Source organism: Acuticoccus kandeliae (assembly GCF_003073115.1).
Genome location: NZ_QBBV01000004.1, coordinates 131482 through 152634 on the forward strand (window position 1 = coordinate 131482; position 21153 = coordinate 152634).

A 21153-nucleotide genomic window follows, 5' to 3' on the forward strand; every position below is an offset into this window, starting at 1 on the left:
TCAGCGACCGATAGGGCATAGGCCAACGGTCGTTCAGCCAGACAGCACCAACGCGTCCGTGAGGGTCGATATCGCCCTTTCGGACGCCTCAGCACCCGGACATCACCTCTACGGACACCGCCATGACCAAGACGATCCTCTACGCCCGCGTCTCGACCACCGAGCAGACCTTGGAGCACCAACAGGCCCAAGCGGAGGCCTCAGGGTTCGCCTTCGACTACGTGATCGCCGACCATGGCCTCTCGGGCGTGTCGGTGCCCATCAAGGAGAGGCCGGAGGGTCGACGCCTGTTCGATCTCCTTCGCGAGGGCGACACGCTCGTCGTGCGCTGGCTCGATAGGCTCGGGCGCAACTATGTCGACGTCACCGCGACCGTGCGGGAGCTTCTGGATCGTGGGGTCACCATCAGGACCGTGATCAACGGCATGTCCTTCGATGGCTCGGCCAAGGACCCGATGTCGAAGGCTGTCCGTGACGCGCTCCTGGGGTTCATGGCCGCGATGGCGGAGGCCCAGGCCGAGACGATGAAGGAGGCCCAGGCGGCCGGTATCGCGCTGGCGAGGTCGAAGGGGGCGTATCGGGGTCGGAAGCCCAGCTTCAGCAGGGAGCAGCTCGACCAGGTCGTCGCACTCCTTGGGGAGGGCCGAGGACCCGCAGAGGTCGCGAGGGCGGCCAAAGTGTCGCGGCAGACCGTCTATCGGATCAAGGAGAACCCGGGGGCTGCAGGGCGGGCTTTGGCCGCTTGGGCGTGAGGGCGTTCGTGTGTGTCTCTCGCCCTTAGCGGTATCATGATACCGTTTCCATGATCGGCGCCCTCAAGCCTCGCTTTCTTGCCCTCGGACCCACGGGTCTCCCACGCACCCCACGGGTATCCTGAGGATTCGCCTGCCGGGGGGACGGGGTGCGCAATTGCCCTACCAAGGACAATACCACCAAGTCGTCGCCCCACCCCCGACATCACAGAGAAGAAAGGAGGCCAAGCCCATGCTTGCGCCTAAGCCATGCCGTGTGCGCGGTTGCCCCGGCTCCGCTCACGGCTACGGCGTCATGTGCGACCGGCACCGCCACGCCGACCGGAAGCACGGACATCCCCTGCAGACGCCCATCTTCAAGAAGGACCTCAAGCCCTACCTCGCCATCGTCGCCGCGAAGCACGCGAACACGCCGTCCAACGAAGCGTGGAACATCATGCGGCGCCGTTGGGCCGAGACCGTGGATCACGCGATGATCTGCGAGCGAAAGGCCCGGTCCCGCCCCTACAACCGATACGAACTCACGGCCGCCCAGGAGATCATCAAGCTCCACAGTGAGCAGCGCTGGGAGGACGTCATGTACACGGCCGCAGCCGTGGTCATCCTCCAGGAGTTCGACCCCAGGCGCTTTGCGTCGGATCGCGCCTTCACCTTCCAGCTCGCCCGCATGGTGCGGCAGCTGGGGGATGTCTCGGAAGGTCGCTACCACGCGGCTGACGGGACCTTCCAGCGCCGGTACCCCTACTTCGCACCGAAGGCCATGGCGGTCCTCGGCCAATGGCTCGCCGAGACGTTCGGCGTCCTTGGGATGCGCCTCGCCCAGCTTGAACTCAAGAAGCACGAGCTGGCGGAGGCCGAGAGTGCCGCTCTCGCGTCCGGCCTCGATCTCTTGCGATGACGCGCGAGCCCATCGAGCAGGAACCGCTGGTCCTGCGCGCCTTCCTCTCCGAGCGCATGCACGAGACAGGCAGGCCTATCCACATCACCGAGTGTTCGGGCGTTCGTGTGGAGGCGAGCCGCAACTCAATCTCCAAGCTTTGCCGTGAGCTGATCCGCACCGGCTATCCGCCTGAGACGCTGATCGAGTTCGTCCGCCAGGAAGGCGAGCGGACAGTGATCTGCTTCAACGCCGCTCCTCTCAACCGATGGGCCGAGCGGTCTCTCTCCGAGGGAGCGAAGGGCTTCAAGGTCGAGCGCTACCGACCTCGCCCCGACGCGGCCGAGTAGCCCCACCACACTTCTACATCCACGCGCGTGCGTGAGGCAGGTCCGCCAGACTCCTCACTACCGATGATAGGTGTACCTGACGAACGCGCCTGAAGAATCGTATTCGAAGGTCATCCCGCGGCCACAGTATGGACGATCATCCATCAAAACGTACATCTTCCCTCCGTCGACGTGCACAGGATACTGCCTAAGCGACACCAGAAATGAGATTAGAACGGAGCCGTCTGATCTCTTATCCGCAGTCAAATCATAACATTCACCGTTACTCCTCAGCTCGGCGAATCTCTTCTCGGCATCCCTAATCAATCTCCTCAGTCCGTGACTGATGAAGATGCTCTCATCATCATCATCATCATCATCATCATCTAAATGGATTACGGGAGCATCCTGGCCCTTCTCTGTCGCAATCGCGGGTACCCCGATCGAAACAGCGAGCAGGCTCCCCAAGAGAGCAATCGTCCTCAGATCATGCATCGGCGCACCTCCTCAAAAAGAGCGGGAGGATCTGCCCCCCCAAAGCCTCTCACCTGGCGGCGACATCCTGAACACACACCGCACCAGGCCGAGCCAACGGAATCTACAGCAGCCTTCCGCCGTCCGCCGCAGGAGACGCGTGAGCACCTCCCGGCACCCGAGGGCCCCAAAGTCCCCCAACGCCAATCCTACCCCGCTCTCGGCACCCTGCCGACGATCCATCGCGGGACCAGGATCGACCACCGCCAACAGCCAATCGGCAGGTGCTCCCACCGAGTGCTCGCGCGGTATCCCAATACCACCACATCCAACTTCAACAAGGAGGCCCATCTCAGATGGCCAAGACAACGACGGCGCGCGCCCAGCGCCAGGACACCGACACCAACGTCGAGAACGCCGAACCGACCGTGACGCTCCCCAGCATCAAGCTCGGGCTCGCCCAGGGCATCTGGGTCGGCATCCAGGAGGCCCCGGAGGAATTGAAGGGCACCGGCAAGGTCCCTGATCGGATCGCCCTGCGCCTCAACACCGACTGCCAACCGATCGCCCGCAAGAAGGCTGAGGAGCTGCTCGGCCCGTACCGCAGACAGTACCTCCAGGTCGCCGAAGGAACCCTGCGGAGCTTCAAGGGTCCCGATGAGTTCAACCAGGCGCCCACCCCGCTGCAGGAGGTGTGGCGTGCAGCCTTCCGAAGCAGCCAAATGCTCTCCGTCCCCGAGCTGATCCACAACTACCGGATCAGTCAGGAAGACGCCCTCAACATGATCCGCGTCTACAACATGCTCCTCGCCGTGGATCGTGACCCGCTATCCACGCGTCCCTCGTTCGACAGGAGCAAATGGACCGAGGCGGAGCGCTGGTACCTGAACTTCCAGGAGCAGATTGCTGCCCAAGGTCGCCTCAATGGGATGCGCGTTCGTGGGGTCACGCCGCCCGAGCCTGATGCATCGACGTCAGAGGGAGGCGCCCAATGAGCATGAGCCGTTCCGACGAAGAGATGCGCGCTGCTGCCAAGGCGGCGGAGAAGGACCGCGACCGCGAGGCGTTCTTCAGCCGCGTGGGCGGCCGAGAGGTCTGGACGAGCATGGATGCGTTCGCCAGGTCCAACTGGTCCGACGACAAGTTCGAGCGCTTCAACGCGGCGATGGCCTCCGGCGACCGCAACCAAGTCGACCAGGCCATGGACGAGCTGCGGACCGACTACTCCCGCACGATGTTCAGCAGCGAGGGGCAGAGATGACGCCCCAGCAGGCCCGCATGACGGAGGCCTGGCAGCGGATCACCCAAGATCATGGCTCCAGGCGAGAGGTCGCCCGGGTAACTGGCGTGAGCCTCGGTGGGATCACGACCATGCGAAGAACCAGAGGGTTCCTCGCGCGCGCCGGTATCGCTCCTGACACCATCGAGACCTGGGACAAGGCCAGGCGAACCGCTCAGCTCGTCCTGTCCCTCCAGCAGATCTTCAAGGATCGCTGGGTGGAAGCCGCGGCTGAGCTAGCCGCCCACATCAGATCCCGACGCGAGCACTCAACACCGACTCGCGAGCACCCATCGCAGACTTACCAGCATTCGGCGCCGCCTTTTGGAGAGATGGCCGCGCCGGCCTGAGGGGAGCCTACGCATCTCCCCTCAACAACCCCGAGCCCCGGACGAACAGAACCGGGGCCACCATCCTTCTATGCATCAACTAGGGCCGCGCTCGTCGCGGCTCTTTTTTTGCCCCCCATCACCCCCAACAGGACATGACACCATGACCCAGCTCATCGCGCCCCAGGCGCATGAGGCGGTGAACGCTTGGCCAACCGCCAGCGCCCCTTCACTCGCCTCCGAGACCCTACGCACCCTCCAGGACACCTTCGACGCCTACGGGCACTACCCGACACCCGATATGTGGCGAGCACTCGATGCCACCCTGACCACGCTCGCCGCGATGGCTGAGGAGCGGTGTGATCCGGAGATCTACGTCTCGAGCCTCGATCCCGGTGTGGGGAAGACGCAGACCGTCATCCACTTCCTCCGTGCGATGCTCGCCAGCCATGAGCACGCCAATGCCTCGGCCATCGTCTGCGTGAACCGGAAGGATCAGATCCGCGAGTTCATCAAGGCGGGGAAGTTCACCCAGGATGCCTTTGCCATCTTCACCGCTGACGATGAGCTGAATGCCCTGGGTCGGCAGGATCGGGACAACGCCCGCATCCTCCTCACGACACATCAGATGGTCATGTCGCGGTGTGACGGCAGCTCGTTCGAGGCTCGCCCGGAGTTCACCTTCTGGGGCCGAGCGCGTGACGTGCGGATCTGGGACGAAGCCATGATGCCCGGCGAGGCCCTTACGCTCCCTCGGGACAAGATTGCAGGGCTGATCGACCACCTGCGGGCCCCTTTCCCCAAGCTCGCGGACGACATCGAGACCCTCTACTTCGATCTGCGAGGCGTGGACGACGGCTCACAATTCCTCTTCCCGAACCTCGCAGAGAAGCACCGGGTGGAGGTCGAAGCCGTTCTCGACCGCATCAAAGGCAACGACACTGTGGCTCGCCAGTACGCCGACACCATGTGGCAGCTGATGGGTCGCACAGTCTCAGTGCGCCGGGATGGCGTGAACGCTGGGACGATCCTCGACTACGTGGAGACGCTCCCACCCGACATCGGCCCCGTGCTCATCCTCGATGCCTCGGCCCGGGTGAGGGAGACCTATTCTCTCTGGGAGAAGGATCGCGGCGGGCTGCAGCCATTGCCGACCGCCCCCAAGCGCTATGACCGGCTGACCGTTCACGTGTGGGAGCATGCGAGCGGAAAGACGAGCATCGATCGCAACAAAGAGAAGATGACGAGCGCCATCGCCTCGACGATTGACAAGAAGCCCGATGAGGAATGGCTCGTCGTCCACCACAAGAAGGCCTTCCATGGTGAGTTCGTGAAGGAGATCCTCCGACACGTTCGCTGCCCGGAGAACGTCCGCTTCCTCCACTGGGGCGTCCATGATGCCGTGAACGACTTCGCGGACGTTCCCAACGTGATCCTCGCGGGAACCCTCTTCTACCGAGAGTCCGACTACGAGGCCCTCGGTCGCCTGGCGTCAGCCTTCCCAGCCTCTAAAGGCGCCTTCTCGGATGACAAACGGGCCCGGATGAAGCTGGGGGAACACCAGCACCACATCCTGCAAGCGCTCTGCCGCGCTGCGGTTCGACGATGCGAGGGCGATGGAGGATGCCCGGCAACGGACGCCTACGTCATCGCCGGGAGGCAGACGGGGATCAAGGAAGCCTTGGCGACCGTCTTCCCCGGCGTTCACCTCCGAGGTTGGGTCCCGCATCTGCAGGCGTTGTCGGGAAAGCGGAAGCGAGCCCTGGCCTATGTCGCTCGGAGGCTCTTCGAGGAGAGCGCCGACGAAGTGACGTTCTCCGAGGCGATGGAGGTCCTAGGCATGACGAGCGCCTCAAATTTTAGGCGGGACGTTCGTCAACATAAGATCTTCCGCCTCCACCTGGAGGAGGTGGGTATTGTCGAGCACAAGGATGGCCAACGTTATCGATCGTTTCGACGGCTCGTGGATACCCTCGGATTCACTGATGAGACCTAGTGGTCGGTTTCCGTAACCGTCCCCTCTCTATACGAAACCTGACCACTACCCTCTCAAGATCCGGCGCTTAGGTCAGATCCTCGCGCCTGCGAGCCACCCTCGCCCCCTACTACACCGAAGACGGCAGTCTCGTGATCCCGGCGGACCTGATCATCCTCCTGGGCATCCCCTTGCTGACCTTCAACGCCTGAGGGGGACCCAACACACCCCCTGTAATCCCATCAGAAGGAGTATCCCCATGACCGCATCCGCACAGGTCATCGTCCTCAACGACGAGCAGATCATCCGAGCCGGTCAGCGTGCCTGGACGGAGGAGAAGCTCAACCAGCAGCGCGCTCTCCACCGCTGGCATGAGATCGGGAAGGCCCTTCTGGTGGGCCGAGGGTCCGGTGAGAGCCAGAAGAAGACGAAGGCCTTCGGCGTTTGGTGCAAGGAGCACGGCTTCGACGACATCAAGTCCACAGTCCGATCCGATGCCATCTGGCTCGCTGAGAACTGGGATGAAGTCCGCCGATTGTTACACGGCGTGCAACAAACGCACCCCACTCACATCCGGTCTGCATACCGCAAGGCCAAGGCCGGGCCCGCCATCGACACCTCGAAGCTCACGGACATCGAGGCGGACACGATCCGCAAGCTGGACCGCCTCGCCACCCACCCGGACACCCCGGCCGCTGAGGCTGCAATCGCTGCCGCCAAGCGGGACGAAATGCTCGACCGGTTCAACGTCGACATCGACGAGATGCGTGAGAGCGCCGAGGCCAACGAGGCCGAGGACAACGATAGGGCGGACATTCGGAACCGCCTGGAAAGCATTGCCATCCGCCTAGAGCAGAAGCCTGCCAAATGGCTGGTCGATCGCCTGCTCGCAGCCGCAGTCAAGGACTGGGACCTCTTGGTCTCCCTCCAGAAGGAACTCTGAACCATGACGAAGTATGACGCCAACATCTCCGCCCTCATCCAACAGGCCATGGCGAACCCCGAGAAGCGGGAAGCCATCAAGCGGGCTCTTCTTGAAGATTTCTCCGAGAGCCTGGGCCGCAAGATCCTCGCGATCTTCTCGGGCCGCCAGAAGGACATCATCCGTAAGAACCCGATAACCGGGAGGGACGCAGTCCCCTTCTTCGATGTCCTGGAAGCCCTCGGCTCCCCGGTGCCCTCTGGCCGCTGTAAGAACCACTGGTTCCACCTGCGCGACTTTGTCGAGCGCTCGCACCAGATGTTCCTGGTCTACGGCCTGAACCGGAACGGCAACTCCACGCCGTACATCGACCTCGACGCGATCGAGATGTTGACTGGGTGTTAGCTACCTGCGGGTGTGGACGAATCCAGTAGCCGCCCGATTTCTCGCCAAGGCGCGCCTCAGGGTCCGCCCAGGGCGTCCGAGGAAGGACCTCCCGGCCGACGAGCTGACGTGGCCCGCCTTCCTGGTTCGCTACTGCCCCATCGGTCGCCGCCGCGCTGACGAGATCATCATGATCGCGGATGGGCGGAAGACCGTGGAGGAAATGCGGGAGGAACAGCGCCAGAAGAACCACCGCTTCTATGACCGGCAGAAATCAGGCGTTTCAAACGCCGAGTTTCCCGAGGACCCTGAAGAGGACCCGAGGAGGACGAAGAGGACACCTCGGAGCCCGTCGAGCCCACGGAACCCAAGGCGATCACCCGCCAGTCCAATAAGGGTGACCATAAGGAAAAGAAGGCTACCAAGGATGCCCGGACGGAAGCAGAGAAGGAGCGGGCTCAGAAGCTCCGCCGCATCACCACCATCCTCAAGCAGCTCCCGGGTGAGGTCATCGACGAGTACCTCGCCAAGCTCGAAGCCGAACTCTAGTCCAACCTACCCGTGGCTCACCGGACGGGCTGGAGCTTATTGTCCTTGTTCGGTGAGGCGGGCCGCGAGTTCCTCGTCGAGCTCGGGAAGGAGGACGATCCCGTCCTGGTCGCTCCCGGACGAGTGGACCACGATCCAGGTGCATCGCCTGCCGCTCTCGTTGCGCGGGGCGTGCGGCACGCTGGCGGCGACAAAGCACTGCTCGCCCTCGCGGACGCGAACCATCTTCTCCAGATGATCGCCATAATAGACCGCGCACTCGCCCTCCAGCATGTACGCGATCGTCTCGATCCCCTCGTGGTAATGCGCCTTGGCGACGACCCCCGGCGGCATCGGCAGAATATTCATGCACACCTTCAGGGCACCGACCGTCTCCATCGACGCACCCGCGCCATAGGTGAAACCCTGCTTCCCGACATAGGTCTCTCCCGGCCTTATGACCGCGACCCCGTCATGCTCTTGCATGGCCATATCGGCTTCTCTCCCGACTCCTTGACCAAGGTGCCTCAGCTCGATCCGCTGATAGTCTTCCGACATAGGGGAGTTTTCAAGGATATCGCTGAGGACACCAGCTTACGCCAGCTAGCCGCTCGGGAGAGGTGGATGGTTCAGAGAGAGACTGAAATGACCAACACCACCAACAACACCTTCGAGTTCGCCTTCCGTGGCCTGCAGCTCCGCGCCTTCGACCTCAACGGTCAGGCGTGGTTCGTCGCCAAGGACGTGTGCGACATGCTCGGACTGGCAGACGCCTTCATGTCGCTGAAGTCGATGCCCGCCGACGAGAAAGCCAAATCCGATTTGGTTTTCCCCGGCAGCCGAGGCCGCAAGCCGCTGATCATCAACCGCGCGGGCTTCTTCCGTCTCGTCATGCGCTCGAACAAGCCCGAAGCGAAGGAGATCCAGAACTGGGTCGTCCGCGAGGTGCTCCCGGCGATCGAGAGCGACGGTATGTACGTGAACGGTGAGGAGAAGGTCCGCACGGGCGAGATGTCCGAGGACGAGCTGATCCTCAAGGCGATGACGGCCCTCCAGGGCAAGGTCTCCCGCCTGGAGCGGGAGAAGGCCGAGCAGGACGTCGTGATCGAGCGCCGCGTAAACTACTGGAGTGCCTATCACCAACGAGAGACGCAGATCCGCGCCAATCCAATCACATACAAGCCCTCGGAAGCACGTGCAATCCATCAAAATCGTCGGGAAGTGAAAAGCTCAAGGATGAAGCGGAGTTGTTTGCGTATCGGCTAGACCAATCCTCAAATTGAAACTCCTTACGTACCACCAACTCAGACAGTGAATCGGAGAATTCAAAGCGAAGATCGCCACTCACACCACCGTCAGGTCGCGGGGTAAATTTTTCTGATATCAGCTTCACGCTACTGCCATCCGCCAATGAGATATTGTCAAAAAGATTCCAACGCGCGTGCCCGTCGATGTCATATGCACCAGACCAGTCAATATGCGCCAGAAGTTGCATCTGATTCCGTCGACAGTATAGTTCGAGTTTAAACTTCCCCTCGCTTCGCTGGTAGATAATCTCAGTTACGGCGACACCGTTTCGATACCCCTTGAGAGACACTTCCAGGGCCGTGTAGTTATCCATCCGCGTGCTACGAAGCTCTTCCTCTGTCAGGTAATGAATACTCCTCGGATCAACACTGGTTGAAAGTTGAAGCAATTCAGCCGATACGCCCATCGCAGACAAAAATTCAAGAAGAGCTGATACAATCTTCTGATCGCCAATCCTGTCTTCTGTGGTAAAGATGGGCGCTGACGGATCGGAAAGGGAAACGGGATTATAGAACTGGTGCACACCGAGGCGGCCCACCCGCTGAAACCCGATTGCAGTCTTCGGCGTTGCTGTCGAGGCGAAACGGCTGACACCTCCGGCAAACGCAAAAACGCAGGCGGAACTACACTCGGCATTGGCGGTCGGAGTGTCCCCTGCCACCCGCCATCCATCGTCGTAGACGCGCTCCACAAATGTGCCAGACACTACAGTGTTTGCACGTTGCTCCCGTATGGCAAGTCCAAGCCGAACACCGCCAACAAGGCTGCCACCAGGTGAGTTCAGGTGGATGTTCAGCCCTCGCGCCGGAAGCAAGTCCTCAGTTTCCAGGAAGCGCAGAAGTTCCTCCGCCGAATCATCCTTGATAGCCCCCTCGGCCACGATCCAGTTGCAGGTCTCGCAATTCCCTCCACTTGTCGCTTTGAAGAAGGTCATTGGATCATCAAACCCAGCCGCAACTTGGGAAACTGTAGTTAAATATAGCAACGTCACGAGTGCTATAATAAAATGACGCACAGTCTAAGACCCCTCACACAGATGACAATCACAGCCGGGCCACGCACATACATCACCGAGCGATGCAAGTGCACCCGATTGCGAGCATAAGACATCATCGTCTCGAATCGCGATTGCCGCTGGTAGCGGCTCTCCGACAGCCCCCGACAGCCGGACACACCCCAAAAATTCACCAGCCTCAATGGAGCAAGCGCCCCAGCTTGATCGCTCGCCGCCCCTGAATCCTATCGGTAGTGCGATCCAATGTGCTAGAATCAAGCTTGGTTTAGACTGTAGTAAGACATGGCGATCAATCAACACCTTGAGGCTTTCCTGCACGCCACAGCCACCTTGGCTCCTGCCTACGCGGAAAGCGACGTCCGCTATGTAGCGGCGAGAGTAGACGGAGGCCTACGTTTACTCAAAGGTTTCCTGTATCTCCGGAATACTCCGCTTGATCTCCCGCCTCGGTTTGACTCGCATCGTTTTGTCGGCGGGGCATTCAAACTCGAGAAAGTCGGACTAGACCTGAAAGGTTTTGTGCAGCAGATAATGGAGGGAAGCCTGCCCACCCCCGAGGGGCAAATACTAATGCCGGCGAATGAACAGGGTCTCCGGCCCACCACCCTCACTCCGTTTCACGCCGCGGGACTTCACAATCAAAGTCGGCTTGCGCTCCTGTCAATCCAAGGCGGCACGTTACGAGAATTTGTTCGATATCCGGAGGCGGACTGGGACGTAATGGCCTCCGAGACCCCATTCTCCAGCTTTCAAGAGCTTCTCAGCTTTTACGAACTGGGGTATTTCATGGACGATAGATGCGTATTCGAGGTAGCAGCTCTCCAAGCGGTGGCAGTTGACAAACTCTCAGGCATCAACGGAACTGGCGCTGAGCTAGCAATCCTGATCGGAGACAAACTCGATACTGAGAAAGCGTCATTGGGTTACCGAATACTGAGTAATGGAGAAGTTGTAAATCGCGGAAGAGTTATTGGAAAAGAACTAAATTGGTCCGAATCTGAAATTCCTGGTGTTCTTCGTGGCAGATACCAGACAACCGTACCATCTGCTGCTGTAGTGCAATGCTTTGCAAACTACGCAGAAGAAACATAGCACTATTGGTGGCTTAACGACTCGGCAATGTGGCAAAATCCGCGGCGCGCAATATATGAGATTGCGGACGATGGCCTATTAACGCTGCAAAATTTTCTAAGTAAATCATCCGGAAAAGGCAATGCACGCGATCTTGAGTTTGGCGTTGCGTGGCTCCTATGGATGCTCGGCTTTAGCGTAGCTCACCTCGGTGGGACATCCTTGACGCAAGATGCGGTCGACATCGTTGCTGCGGCTCCGTCGGGGAATTTGGCAATCATCGAATGCACCACCGGACTACTGAAGGCCGAAAACAAATTAGCAAATCTCGTTGCTCGATGCACAAAATGCAAGGAACAGGTCGCAAGAACGGGCCAGAGCTTTCTGAGAGTGTTGCCCGTGATCGTGACATCTCGCACACAAGATGAAATTGTGGCGGATATCGAGTCGGCAGAACGACTTGGTGTTCTGGTGATATCGCAAGAGGATTTACTTGAAGCAGTCACACGGACGCTGCAGTTTCCTGACCCTGAACGCATCTTTTTAGAGGGTGAACGTCAAGTATCCGTTGCTCTAGAAAAATATAGAACAGCTGAATGAATCTCAGTTAACCAATACATAATTTACCCAACAGATTTTGGAAGTCCAAGACCGCTATAGAACCCTCTCGCCTCCCACGCTCGCTCCGTGCGACGCGCTTGGATCACCTGAGTAGAGCCCAACTTCGTGACTATCTCCGGTACCTTACCAGAGCCACCATGATGCCTTGATTTTACCCCGCTTGCTCGGCCTCTGCGTGATATAGCCTCTCCTACCGTCTGATCGCGGCCGTCCGGTCCTGCCACCCTCGAAGCGGCAAGTTGCGGCCCACTACTCCACATGCTCTAACCCAGGCATCGGCCCTGGCCATAGTACAGAGCAAACCATACCCATTCAGCCTCTCGCGCTAGGACCGCGCAATATATCGAAGGACTATTCCCTTGGAACGCATTGTTACATATCAAGCTCCGCACACAACCTCAGACAGAGATTACATCGTTTATCGAGGAGAAGACGACCTTCGGGGTGTTTTTCTGAAAGCGGGCCGAGATTTATTCGTTATGAATACATCCGCCGAAACGTTCATTTCCGGAGACGGTAACAACGACACCCTGTTCGGAGGAGCTGGGAATGATACCCTCTCTGGTGGCTACGCCGGCCGAGAAGGAAACGTCAACAACGACATCTTGAAGGGCCGTGGGGGTGATGACCTTCTCATGGCAGATGAGGGCCGAGACATACTGTTTGGCGGAGAGGGCAACGATATTTTTGAGGTGACCTTCTTTTCAAATCCTCGCACTGAGCGCCCAGCAACCGCGATCATCAGGGACTTCAACCCGTCTGAGGATACGTTGGCGATCAACACCGGCTACTCGGAAATCAGGTGGGAGATTCAGGATTTCGAGATTCGAGAGCACAGGGGCAGCACCTTCATCATTCTCGACGACGACAATGCAATCGTCCTGAAGGACTTCGTTGGCGACTTTGATATCAGTTTTGACATGTGGTGGCTTTGATCGCTGCGAACCTCATGTTTCGGCTCTGATCAGGTGGGGCATGTCGAACGGCCCTGCCCCTCAGGAACAGCCCCGCGTTGCGTCCAAAGAGCTTCTGAGACGATTGCGCGATCTCCACACAACTGCTACACACACCCCTGTCCCGAACCCTCAGAACCCCGCAGAAACCCTAGAGATTCCGCGAAATCCCAGCTAGCCCGCCCCTGGGCACCATTCTTCCCGGAAAGCCGAACAGCCCGCGCCGCCCCCAGGCTACGCCGCTGAATCCGCCCAGCGCCGGAAGAGACACTCCCCTCCCCACCGCCCCTCAAAGCCCGTCCTTGTAGACCACGCCCCCCTTCATGATCAGGTCGAAGTTCGCGCCGGGGTCGGCGACGAGGTCGATGTCGGCGAGCGGGTTGCCGTCGACCAGGATGAGGTCGGCGTAGGCCCCTGCCGCGATCACGCCGAGGGGGCCCGCCTGGTAGGGGTGGCGCGGGCCGGCGAGCATCAGGAGCTCGGCGTTGGTCGAGGTCGCCATCTTCAGGATCTCGTAGGGCGTGTACCAGCGCTTCAGCTTGGCGAGGAAGGCGCCCTGCCGCTCGGCAAGCGCGGGGTCGAACAGGATGTCGGTGCCGAAGGCGACCTTGACGCCGACCTCCTTCGCCAGGTTGTAGGTGGCGTCGGTCCCGTTCGTCACCTCGATCCATTTGCGCTGGCTGCCGGGGTCGTCGAAGTGGAAGCCGTCCTCGTCGTCGAGGAGCGGCTGGACCGACAGCCACACGCCGTTGTCGCGCATCAGCTCCATCGTCTCGCGGCTGAGCAGGAAGCCGTGCTCGATGGTCTTCACCCCGGCCTCGACGGCGATCCGGGCGGCCTCGTCGGTGAAGATGTGGGAGGCGACGTAGGTGTTGTAGGTGTCGGCGACCTCCACGAATGCCCGCACCTCGTCCATCGTGTATTGGCGCACGTCGAGCGGGTCGTAGACCGAGGAGACGCCGCCGCCGCCCGAGATCTTGAGCTGAGAGGCCCCCATCCGCATCACCTCGCGCGCCCGCTTGGTGACCTCCGGCACGCCGTCCGCCATCGCCATCAGCCCGACGCTGTACCAGTACCATTGCGAGTCCGCCGGGTTGGTCGGGACGGCCTGGTAGGGGCGGTAGTCGAAATGGCCGCCGGTCTGGCCGATCGGCGGGCCTGAGGGGAGGATGCGCGGGCCGAGGATCTCGCCGGCGTCGATCATCCGCTTCGTCGCGAACGGATTGCCGCCGACATCGCGCACGGTGGTGAAGCCGCGCAGCAGCGTGCGTTCGGACCCGAGCGCGCCGCGGATGGCGATCTCGAGAATGTCGCCGGTGACGACGGTGCTCTGCGCCGCGCAGCAATAGGACGTGTGCCAATGCACGTCGATGAGGCCGGGGATCATGGTGCGGCCGGCGGCATCGATGATCCGCGCGCCCTCGGGTGCGTCGAGCCCTTCGCCGATCGCGGCGATCATCCCGTCCTCGACCAGCACATCCTGCCCGACGATGAGGTCGGGGCTGACCCCGTCGAAGATCGCCGCGCCGGTGATGAGGGTTGCGTCCGCGGCCGCGGCGCTCCCGGCAAGGCCGAAGACACAGATGGCGGTTGCCACGATCCGCATCACATCACCTCCGAAGTCCGTCGCCGTCTGGACGCTCTCCCGCCGACCGTCTGAGGGCCGGCGAGCCCCGTCGCGCCCCTCAGTCGCCCCGCTCGTCGCCGTCGAACCCTTCGTCGTTGCGCGCAAAGCCCTTCGACTGGCCGGACATCTCCATCTCCGGTCGCGCAAGCGGCGCGCTGGCGGCTGCCGCCGGCTCGGCGGGACGACGCAGATGCACGTCCTGTTGCGGGTACGGGATCGAGATGTCGGCGGCGTCGAACTGTTCCTTGATCTGCTGCGTGAGGTCCCAATAGACGGTCCAGTAGTCGGACGTGCGGGTCCAGGGGCGGCACACGAAATTGACCGAGCTGTCGGCGAGCTCGTGGACGCGGATCACGGGCTCGGGCTCGGGCAGCACCAGCGGATGGGCCTTCACCGTCGTCTCGATCACGTGCATCGCCTTGCGCAGGTCGTCCTCGTAGCTGACCCCGAAGATGAGATCGACGCGGCGCGTGGTGCTCGCCGTCACGTTCGTGATCACGTTGCCCCAGACATTCTTGTTCGGGATCACGATGATCTGGTTGTCCGGCGTCACGACCGTGGTCGACACGATCGTCACCGTGCGCACCGTCCCCGCGACCCCGCCGACATCGACATAGTCGCCCTCGTCGAACGGCCGGTTGACCATGATCATCAGGCCGCTCGCGAGGTTGCCGAGCGTGTCCTGCAGCGCGAAGGCGATGATGAAGGAGGCGCCGCCGATGAGGGCGAAGACGGGCGAGATGTCGATCCCGAGCCCGGACAGGACGACCATCAGCCCGATCGCGAGCACGAACCAGTAGATGAGGCCGACGAGGAAGATCTGCAGCAGCTTCGACAGATGCGGCACGTGACCGATCCACCGCCTTGCGAGGCGCCGCACCACCCGCGCCGCGAGGACGAGGCCGGCGAGCGAGGCGACGATGATGCCGATATCGATCGCGAGCTGGACGCCCCCGTCGCGCGCCGTCAGCCACGCCATCATCTGGGCGAGCAGCGTCTTGAAGTCGGCGGTGCGCGTCTCCTCGATGATGATGGAGGAGCGGTAGGCGCGCAGCTCCGCGATCGCCGCCGCGTCGCCGCCCTTCTTCTCCCAGGACGAGATGACCTTGGAATATTTGTCGAACAGGCCTTTGCGCTCGGCGACGAGCTCGGTGAGGTTTTCGCGCGCGGCGTCCGCGACCGCGCCTTCGGTCCGCATGATCGCCACCTGCGCGGCCATCACCTCCTCGGTCTTCTTGCGCACGATCTCGAGCCAGACCTGCGCGAGCTTCTCGAGCTCGGCCTTGGTGAGCGGCACGAGGCGCAGCTCGAGCTCGTCGGTGGAGATCTTCGGATCGAGCACCTCGACGGCGAGGCCCGTCGCGGAGTCGCGCGCATTCTCGTCGACGGCCGCCTCGGCGACCGCCTCCGCGGCATTCTCGACCGCCGCCTGCGACTGCCCTTCGGACGCCCCGTCGGCGTTCGCCGCGCCCGCCTCGGCCGCACCCGCCGCCCGGACGGCCTGGTCGAGCTGATCGGCGCTTTGCTCGGCCTGCCTGGCAGTCTCCTCCGACACCGTGCCGGGCGCCGCTTCGCCGTCGGCCGCGGGCGCCTCGGCGGCGGCCGGCGCCGGCGCTGGCGAAGACCCCGCCGCCCCGTCCTGCGCGTTTGCTCCGGCAGCGAAGCAAAGCGTTGCGAAGAGCAACGAAAGAACCAGCCAGACCGAGACCGGGAGATTGCGCATCTGCAAGATCATTTCATTTTTCTTTGCATTAAGGATCACGAATGCTGACGAAGTTTACAGATAATTTCTGCTGCGGCCAGCCAGACGCGCCTCTTGCGTGTCCGGCGCCCGAGCCCGGCCATACGGCGACGGATCGATTTGCTCGACGGCGCATGACGAACGGGTTGCCGAAAGCCTTCCCGGCCGCGTGAAACCCGGTTGGCGCGCCGCGACGACTTCGGCCGCTTGATCGGTGCGCTTGCCGTCTTCCGAGCGCGTCCGGAGACCGGCATTTGGCCCTGTCCTCCGCGGATACCGGACCGTCTGAATTTCGTGCGGGTATGCTTGAGGGGCTCAAGCAGTCGCTGTAGTCTTGCAACCGAACTTATAAAAAGAACCGCGACAAGCGGGCGTCACGCTGGCTTTTCGGCTACAGCGAATCGAGTGCGCAAGGGAGGCGGACTGAACCTAGACACCGTCCGGACAGCGGACCCGCGTGACGCCGCCGCGTCCCTGCCTCTCCCCGCACCAGAAAAACAAAAATGCGCGCCAACGTGCGCGTACCAAGGAGGAAACACGATGAACCAACCGTCCGCGAAGACCGCAGCCTCGCTGCTGCGCAAGTTGAGCCTCGGCACGCTGCTCGTCGCCGGGGTCGCCTCATTCGCAGCCCTGACCGCCGCCGCCCCCGCCTCGGCGCAGGACGTGAAGAAGCTCGCCTTCGTCGTCAACGTCCCCGCCGACTTCTGGAAGTTCGCGCGCGTCGGCACCGAGACCGCCGATGCGGAGCTCCCCGGCTACGAGGTCGAGTTCTACATCCCCGGCGAGATGTCGGCCGCCGCCCAGAAGAAGATCCTCGAGGATCTCCTCGCCAAGGGCATCGACGGCGTCGCCATCAGCCCGGTGAACCCCGACGATTCCACCGCGATCCTCAACGAAGTCGCCTCCAAGGCCGTGCTCTTCACGCACGACGCCGACGCGCCCGAGTCGAACCGCGTCATGTATATCGGCACCGACAATGTCGCCGCCGGTCGTCAGGCGGGCGAGTTGATGAAGAAGGCGCTGCCGGACGGCGGCACGGCGATGCTCTTCGTCGGCACGATGGACGCGGCCAACGCGCGCGAGCGCAGCCAGGGCATCAAGGAAGCGATCGAAGGCGCCGGCATCGAGATCATCGACATCCGCACCGACGGCGGCGACCAGACGAAGGCGAAGGCCAACGCCGAGGACACGCTCTCCAAATATCCGGACATCGACCTGCTCGTCGGCCTGTGGGCCTACAACACGCCGCAGATCTACAATGCGGTGAAGGCGGCCGGTAAGCAGGGCCAGGTCAAGATCGTCGGCTTCGACGAGGACCAGCAGACGCTGCGCGGCATCGTCGCCGGTGACATCCTCGGCACCGTCGTCCAGCAGCCCTATGAGTTCGGCTACCAGTCCATCATCAAGATGGCGAAGTATATCGATGGCGATAAGTCGGTCGTGCCCGAGAACAAGCTCGACATCGTTCCGACCCAGATCATCGACGCGTCCAACGTGGCCGAGTTCATCAAGAAGGTGCAGGCCACCCTCGGCCAGTGATCCCGCCTCTCGCGACATGATGTGAGACCTCGCCGGGACCCGTGCGGTCCCGGCGAGACTTGCGAAGGATCGGATATGCCCGAACCCCTGCTCGAGCTGCGCTCGGTGACCAAGACCTATCCCGGCGTCACCGCTCTCGACGATGTCAGCCTGTCCCTCAACAAGGGGGAGGTGCTGGGCCTCATCGGCGAGAACGGTGCCGGCAAGTCGACGCTGATGAAGATTTTGGGCGGCATCGTCGCCCCCACCGCCGGGACGATCGAACTCGACGGCGTGTCGCACGACCGCCTCACGGTGCCGGCCGCCACCGCCGCCGGCATCGCCTTCGTCCACCAGGAACTGAACCTCTTCGACAATCTGAGCGTCGGCGCCAACGTCTATATCGGCCGCGAGCCGCGCTATGGCGGCCCGCTGAACCTCATCGACACGCGCGCCCTCAACGCGAAGGTCGCGCCCCTTCTCGATCGGCTGGGCCTCGATATCAGCCCGTCGACGCCGCTCGCCGAGCTTTCGCTCGCCCAGTGCCAGCTCGTCGAGATCGCGAAGGCGCTGTCGCTCGACGCGCGCGTCATCATCATGGACGAGCCGACCTCGAGCCTCACCCTGAAGGAGACCGACCGGCTCCTCGAGGTGATCGCGGACCTTCGCGCCGACGGCGTCAGCATCATCTACATTTCCCACCGGCTCGACGAGGTGAAGAGCTGCGCCGACCGCGTGGTGGCGCTGCGCGACGGGCGCCGCGTCGGCGAACTCGTCGGCGAGCAGATCACGCACGACGCGATGATCCGCCTGATGATCGGCCGCGCCCTCAAGGCCGTCTACCTCCCGCCCAAGGTGGCGCCGAAGGACAGCGGCGTCGTGATCGACCGTCTCGTCACCCGCGCGCGGCCGGACAAGGAAGTCTCCTTCGCCTTCCGCCGCGGCGAGATCGTGGGGCTCGCGGGCCTCATCGGGTCGGGCCGGACGGAGCTTGCCCACGCGATCTTCGGCATCGACCCGCCGCTCTCGGGCCGCGTCCTCCTCGACGGCGAGCCGGTCGTGGCGCGCGTTGCGAGCGACGCCATCGCGAAGGGCATCTATCTCGCCCCGGAGGACCGCAAGCGCGCCGGCCTCCTCCTCGACCTTCCGGTCGACCAGAACATCACCCTCGCCGACCTTGCGAGCTACGCCCGGCATGGCCTGCCCGACCGCGCAGCCGAGGCGCGCGCGGCGCGCCAGCAATGCGAGTCGCTGTCGATCAAGACGCCCTCCACCGCCACCCATGCGGTGAACCTCTCGGGCGGCAACCAGCAGAAGGTGGTGCTCGGCAAGTGGCTCTCGATGCGCCCCAACGCCGTCATCTTCGACGAGCCGACCCGCGGCATCGATGTCGGCGCGAAGAGCGAGATCTACGCCATCATGCGCGCGCTCGCCGATGCCGGTGTCGCGATCCTGATGATCTCCAGCGACATGGAGGAGGTGATCGGCGTCTCAGATCGCATCGCGGTCATGCACGAGGGCCGCATCAGCGGCATGCTCGAACGGCCCGACTTCTCCGAACACAATGTGATGCTCCTGGCCGTCGGTGCCACGACCGAGGAAAGAACACGCGAGAATGCTTAGAAAAGAACTGGGTCTGTTCGTCCTCATCCTGATTACCGGCACCGTCACCGCCCTCATCAACCCGCAATTCATCTCCACCATCAACCTCATCAACCTGTCGAACCAGATCGGCCTCTTCGGCCTTCTGGCGCTGGGGCTCGGGGTCGTGATCGTCACCGGCGGCATCGACCTGTCGGTCGGCTCGATGCTCGCCCTGCTCGGCGTGATCTTCCTCGACCTCCTGGTGAATTTCGGCCTCTCCTGGCCGGTCGTCTTCGTCATCGTGGTGTTCGCCGGGATGGTGCTCGGCTCGATCCACGGCGTGCTGATCTCGCGGCTGAACCTCCAACCCTTCGTCGTCACGCTGTGCGGCCTTCTCATCTATCGCGGCATCGCGCGCTACTACACGGCCGACGCGACGGAAGGCTTCGGCTATGCCGGCGGCTACGAGACGCTGGAGTGGCTGACCTCGGGCCGCACCTACAGCATCCCGCACACCTTCATCTTCTTCATCCTCGTCGCCATCGTGATGGGCGTCCTGCTGCACAAATCCGTGCTCGGCCGCTACATCTACGCGGTCGGCAAGAACGAGGAGGCGGCGCGCTTCTCCGGCATCCCGACGAAGGCCGTGATCGTCGCCGCCTACGCGATCAGCGGCCTCCTCGCGGGCATCTCGACGGTGTTCTTCGTGTTCTACACGCAGTCCGTCTCCCCCTCCGCGCACGGCAATTTCTACGAGCTCTACGCCATCGCCGCCGCCGTCCTCGGCGGCTGCTCGCTGCGCGGCGGCGAGGGCTCGGTGATCGGCATCGTGCTCGGCGTGGTGCTCCTCCAGGTGCTGCAGAATCTCGTCAACATGCTCGGCATCCCGAGCTCGCTGAACTTCGCGGTGATGGGGGCGGTCATCCTCGTCGGCGTGATCGTCGACGGCCAGCTCCAGAAGCAATCGCGCGCACGCTGAGCGTCCCGGAGAGATCCATGCCACAGAATTCCATCCATCCGAGCCTCAAGGACAAGCTGGTCCTCATCACCGGCGGCGGGTCGGGCATCGGCGCGTCCCACGTCGCCGCCTTCTGCGCCCAGGGCGCGCGCGTCGCCTTCTTCGACATCGCGCGCGAGGCGTCCGAGGCGGTGGTCGCGAAGAACGCCGACGCGCCGGGCGGCGCGCCGCTGTTCCTGGAGGTCGACCTTACCGACATCCCGGCCCTGCGCGCCGGCATCGAGGCGGTGCGCGACCGGCTCGGCGAGATCGAAGTGCTCGTCAACAACGCCGCCGACGACACGCGCCACACGCTCGACGATGTCGACGAGGCCTATTTCGAGGACCGCATCGCGGTGAACCTGCGCCACATGGTGTTCGCGGCGCAGGCCGTGGCGCCGGGGATGCGGGCGCGCGGCTCGGGCGTCATCATCAACACCGGCTCGATCACCTGGCACGCGGCCTTCGGCGGCCTCCCCCTCTACGCGATGGCGAAGGCGGGCGTCGAAGGGCTGTCCCGCTCGCTCGCCCGCGAGCTTGGGCCCGACAATATCCGCGTCAACTGCATCATCCCCGGCTGGGTGATGACCGAGCGGCAGCTGACGCTCTGGGTCGACGACGCCGCCCGCGCGAAGATCAAGCAGATGCAGTGCCTGCCCGGCCTCGTCCAGCCGGAGGACATCGCCAACATGGCGACCTGGCTCGCCTCCGACGACAGCCGCATGTGCACGAGCCAGATCTTCGTCGTGGACGGCGGTTGGATCTGAGGCCGCCGCACCGACGGGAGACCGCGCGGCGCTTTTCGCGCGTGCGCTGACATTTTCGGCCGCGCCTGCGTGAGGCCGGCCGCGACGCCACCCTGCCGA

General features: G+C 62.8%; 22 protein-coding genes. 17 read left to right on the forward strand and 5 right to left on the reverse strand.

Features of this window, described 5'->3' with window-relative positions; genetic code table 11:
* Positions 1 to 122 precede the first annotated feature (122 nt).
* The 3 genes from DBV35_RS23930 (at position 123) to DBV35_RS23940 (ending at position 1979) form a co-directional block, all read left to right on the forward strand.
* Entirely contained in the window at positions 123 to 752 is a 630-nt protein-coding gene (locus DBV35_RS23930) for a recombinase family protein (protein WP_108662918.1), read from the forward strand.
* Between the two features lie 232 nt (positions 753 to 984).
* Complete coding sequence (locus DBV35_RS23935; RefSeq protein ID WP_157961939.1) at positions 985 to 1650, forward strand: hypothetical protein; 666 nt, start codon at positions 985 to 987, stop codon at positions 1648 to 1650.
* The gene (locus DBV35_RS23940) at positions 1647 to 1979 is read left to right on the forward strand and encodes a hypothetical protein (protein WP_108662920.1); all 333 of its coding nucleotides are present in this window, start codon (positions 1647 to 1649) and stop codon (positions 1977 to 1979) included. Before DBV35_RS23935 ends, DBV35_RS23940 begins: the two co-directional genes overlap by 4 nt.
* Before the next feature lie 57 nt (positions 1980 to 2036).
* On the opposite strand, the gene DBV35_RS23945 is transcribed toward DBV35_RS23940, so the two are convergent.
* Positions 2037 to 2453, reverse strand: coding sequence for a hypothetical protein (locus DBV35_RS23945; RefSeq protein WP_108662921.1), 417 nt, complete (start codon positions 2451 to 2453; stop codon positions 2037 to 2039).
* 335 nt (positions 2454 to 2788) lie between these two features.
* Between DBV35_RS23945 and DBV35_RS23950 the strand changes: the two genes are divergently transcribed.
* The 6 genes from DBV35_RS23950 to DBV35_RS23975 all read left to right on the forward strand — a co-directional run bounded on the left by DBV35_RS23950 (position 2789) and on the right by DBV35_RS23975 (position 7342).
* Complete coding sequence (locus DBV35_RS23950; RefSeq protein WP_108662922.1) at positions 2789 to 3427, forward strand: hypothetical protein; 639 nt, start codon at positions 2789 to 2791, stop codon at positions 3425 to 3427.
* Positions 3424 to 3693, forward strand: a complete 270-nt coding sequence (locus DBV35_RS23955) for a hypothetical protein (protein ID WP_157961940.1) — start codon at positions 3424 to 3426, stop codon at positions 3691 to 3693. The genes DBV35_RS23950 and DBV35_RS23955 overlap by 4 nt, the downstream gene beginning before the upstream one ends.
* Positions 3690 to 4061, forward strand: a complete 372-nt coding sequence (locus DBV35_RS23960; protein WP_108662924.1) for a hypothetical protein — start codon at positions 3690 to 3692, stop codon at positions 4059 to 4061. The genes DBV35_RS23955 and DBV35_RS23960 overlap by 4 nt, the downstream gene beginning before the upstream one ends.
* 142 nt (positions 4062 to 4203) lie before the next feature.
* Positions 4204 to 6036: a hypothetical protein gene (locus DBV35_RS23965; protein ID WP_108662925.1), complete on the forward strand. Its 1833-nt coding sequence runs from the start codon at positions 4204 to 4206 to the stop codon at positions 6034 to 6036.
* Positions 6037 to 6274: 238 nt separating this feature from the next.
* Entirely contained in the window at positions 6275 to 6958 is a 684-nt protein-coding gene (locus tag DBV35_RS23970; protein WP_108662926.1) for a DUF2786 domain-containing protein, read from the forward strand.
* A gap of 3 nt (positions 6959 to 6961) precedes the next feature.
* The gene (locus DBV35_RS23975; RefSeq protein WP_108662927.1) at positions 6962 to 7342 is read left to right on the forward strand and encodes a hypothetical protein; all 381 of its coding nucleotides are present in this window, start codon (positions 6962 to 6964) and stop codon (positions 7340 to 7342) included.
* Between the two features lie 564 nt (positions 7343 to 7906).
* Here the strand turns inward: DBV35_RS23975 and DBV35_RS23980 are convergent.
* Positions 7907 to 8341, reverse strand: coding sequence for a cupin domain-containing protein (locus DBV35_RS23980; RefSeq protein WP_205648846.1), 435 nt, complete (start codon positions 8339 to 8341; stop codon positions 7907 to 7909).
* Between the two features lie 153 nt (positions 8342 to 8494).
* Here DBV35_RS23980 and DBV35_RS23985 point away from each other — a divergent pair, with 153 nt between their 5' ends.
* Positions 8495 to 9115 (forward strand): BRO-N domain-containing protein, encoded by a 621-nt coding sequence (locus tag DBV35_RS23985; RefSeq protein WP_157961941.1) that lies wholly within the window; start codon positions 8495 to 8497, stop codon positions 9113 to 9115.
* Here DBV35_RS23985 and DBV35_RS30350 read toward each other — a convergent pair.
* Positions 9021 to 10091, reverse strand: a complete 1071-nt coding sequence (locus DBV35_RS30350; protein WP_157961942.1) for a COG3904 family protein — start codon at positions 10089 to 10091, stop codon at positions 9021 to 9023. The two genes, DBV35_RS23985 and DBV35_RS30350, sit on opposite strands and share 95 nt — an antisense overlap.
* Positions 10092 to 10454: 363 nt before the next feature.
* Here DBV35_RS30350 and DBV35_RS30355 point away from each other — a divergent pair, with 363 nt between their 5' ends.
* The 3 genes from DBV35_RS30355 (at position 10455) to DBV35_RS23990 (ending at position 12799) form a co-directional block, all read left to right on the forward strand.
* Positions 10455 to 11264, forward strand: a complete 810-nt coding sequence (locus DBV35_RS30355; protein ID WP_157961943.1) for a hypothetical protein — start codon at positions 10455 to 10457, stop codon at positions 11262 to 11264.
* A gap of 27 nt (positions 11265 to 11291) precedes the next feature.
* Positions 11292 to 11843: a hypothetical protein gene (locus tag DBV35_RS30360; protein WP_157961944.1), complete on the forward strand. Its 552-nt coding sequence runs from the start codon at positions 11292 to 11294 to the stop codon at positions 11841 to 11843.
* 380 nt (positions 11844 to 12223) lie between these two features.
* Positions 12224 to 12799, forward strand: a complete 576-nt coding sequence (locus DBV35_RS23990; RefSeq protein WP_205648847.1) for a calcium-binding protein — start codon at positions 12224 to 12226, stop codon at positions 12797 to 12799.
* Positions 12800 to 13106: 307 nt separating this feature from the next.
* On the opposite strand, the gene DBV35_RS23995 is transcribed toward DBV35_RS23990, so the two are convergent.
* Entirely contained in the window at positions 13107 to 14423 is a 1317-nt protein-coding gene (locus DBV35_RS23995) for a metal-dependent hydrolase family protein (protein WP_108662931.1), read from the reverse strand.
* A 79-nt stretch (positions 14424 to 14502) separates the two neighbouring features.
* Positions 14503 to 16179 (reverse strand): mechanosensitive ion channel family protein, encoded by a 1677-nt coding sequence (locus DBV35_RS24000; RefSeq protein WP_211100042.1) that lies wholly within the window; start codon positions 16177 to 16179, stop codon positions 14503 to 14505.
* 546 nt (positions 16180 to 16725) lie between these two features.
* Here DBV35_RS24000 and DBV35_RS24005 point away from each other — a divergent pair.
* From DBV35_RS24005 to DBV35_RS24020, 4 genes are all read left to right on the forward strand, one after another.
* The gene (locus DBV35_RS24005; protein ID WP_108662932.1) at positions 16726 to 17727 is read left to right on the forward strand and encodes a sugar-binding protein; all 1002 of its coding nucleotides are present in this window, start codon (positions 16726 to 16728) and stop codon (positions 17725 to 17727) included.
* A gap of 75 nt (positions 17728 to 17802) precedes the next feature.
* Positions 17803 to 19329, forward strand: coding sequence for a sugar ABC transporter ATP-binding protein (locus DBV35_RS24010; protein ID WP_108662933.1), 1527 nt, complete (start codon positions 17803 to 17805; stop codon positions 19327 to 19329).
* The gene (locus tag DBV35_RS24015; protein WP_108662934.1) at positions 19322 to 20269 is read left to right on the forward strand and encodes an ABC transporter permease; all 948 of its coding nucleotides are present in this window, start codon (positions 19322 to 19324) and stop codon (positions 20267 to 20269) included. Before DBV35_RS24010 ends, DBV35_RS24015 begins: the two co-directional genes overlap by 8 nt.
* Positions 20270 to 20286: 17 nt before the next feature.
* Positions 20287 to 21054, forward strand: coding sequence for an SDR family NAD(P)-dependent oxidoreductase (locus DBV35_RS24020; RefSeq protein WP_108662935.1), 768 nt, complete (start codon positions 20287 to 20289; stop codon positions 21052 to 21054).
* Positions 21055 to 21153 lie beyond the last annotated feature (99 nt).

Bases quoted from the DNA above. Each gene is read 5' to 3' on its own strand.
- DBV35_RS23930 (WP_108662918.1), top strand. From the start codon at position 123: ATGACCAAGACGATCCTCTACGCCCGCGTCTCGACCACCGAGCAGACC.
- DBV35_RS23935 (WP_157961939.1), top strand. From the start codon at position 985: ATGCTTGCGCCTAAGCCATGCCGTGTGCGCGGTTGCCCCGGCTCCGCT.
- DBV35_RS23940 (WP_108662920.1), top strand. From the start codon at position 1,647: ATGACGCGCGAGCCCATCGAGCAGGAACCGCTGGTCCTGCGCGCCTTC.
- DBV35_RS23945 (WP_108662921.1), bottom strand. From the start codon at position 2,453: ATGCATGATCTGAGGACGATTGCTCTCTTGGGGAGCCTGCTCGCTGTT.
- DBV35_RS23950 (WP_108662922.1), top strand. From the start codon at position 2,789: ATGGCCAAGACAACGACGGCGCGCGCCCAGCGCCAGGACACCGACACC.
- DBV35_RS23955 (WP_157961940.1), top strand. From the start codon at position 3,424: ATGAGCATGAGCCGTTCCGACGAAGAGATGCGCGCTGCTGCCAAGGCG.
- DBV35_RS23960 (WP_108662924.1), top strand. From the start codon at position 3,690: ATGACGCCCCAGCAGGCCCGCATGACGGAGGCCTGGCAGCGGATCACC.
- DBV35_RS23965 (WP_108662925.1), top strand. From the start codon at position 4,204: ATGACCCAGCTCATCGCGCCCCAGGCGCATGAGGCGGTGAACGCTTGG.
- DBV35_RS23970 (WP_108662926.1), top strand. From the start codon at position 6,275: ATGACCGCATCCGCACAGGTCATCGTCCTCAACGACGAGCAGATCATC.
- DBV35_RS23975 (WP_108662927.1), top strand. From the start codon at position 6,962: ATGACGAAGTATGACGCCAACATCTCCGCCCTCATCCAACAGGCCATG.
- DBV35_RS23980 (WP_205648846.1), bottom strand. From the start codon at position 8,341: ATGGCCATGCAAGAGCATGACGGGGTCGCGGTCATAAGGCCGGGAGAG.
- DBV35_RS23985 (WP_157961941.1), top strand. From the start codon at position 8,495: ATGACCAACACCACCAACAACACCTTCGAGTTCGCCTTCCGTGGCCTG.
- DBV35_RS30350 (WP_157961942.1), bottom strand. From the start codon at position 10,091: ATGACCTTCTTCAAAGCGACAAGTGGAGGGAATTGCGAGACCTGCAAC.
- DBV35_RS30355 (WP_157961943.1), top strand. From the start codon at position 10,455: ATGGCGATCAATCAACACCTTGAGGCTTTCCTGCACGCCACAGCCACC.
- DBV35_RS30360 (WP_157961944.1), top strand. From the start codon at position 11,292: ATGTGGCAAAATCCGCGGCGCGCAATATATGAGATTGCGGACGATGGC.
- DBV35_RS23995 (WP_108662931.1), bottom strand. From the start codon at position 14,423: ATGCGGATCGTGGCAACCGCCATCTGTGTCTTCGGCCTTGCCGGGAGC.
- DBV35_RS24000 (WP_211100042.1), bottom strand. From the start codon at position 16,179: ATGATCTTGCAGATGCGCAATCTCCCGGTCTCGGTCTGGCTGGTTCTT.
- DBV35_RS24005 (WP_108662932.1), top strand. From the start codon at position 16,726: ATGAACCAACCGTCCGCGAAGACCGCAGCCTCGCTGCTGCGCAAGTTG.
- DBV35_RS24010 (WP_108662933.1), top strand. From the start codon at position 17,803: ATGCCCGAACCCCTGCTCGAGCTGCGCTCGGTGACCAAGACCTATCCC.
- DBV35_RS24015 (WP_108662934.1), top strand. From the start codon at position 19,322: ATGCTTAGAAAAGAACTGGGTCTGTTCGTCCTCATCCTGATTACCGGC.
- DBV35_RS24020 (WP_108662935.1), top strand. From the start codon at position 20,287: ATGCCACAGAATTCCATCCATCCGAGCCTCAAGGACAAGCTGGTCCTC.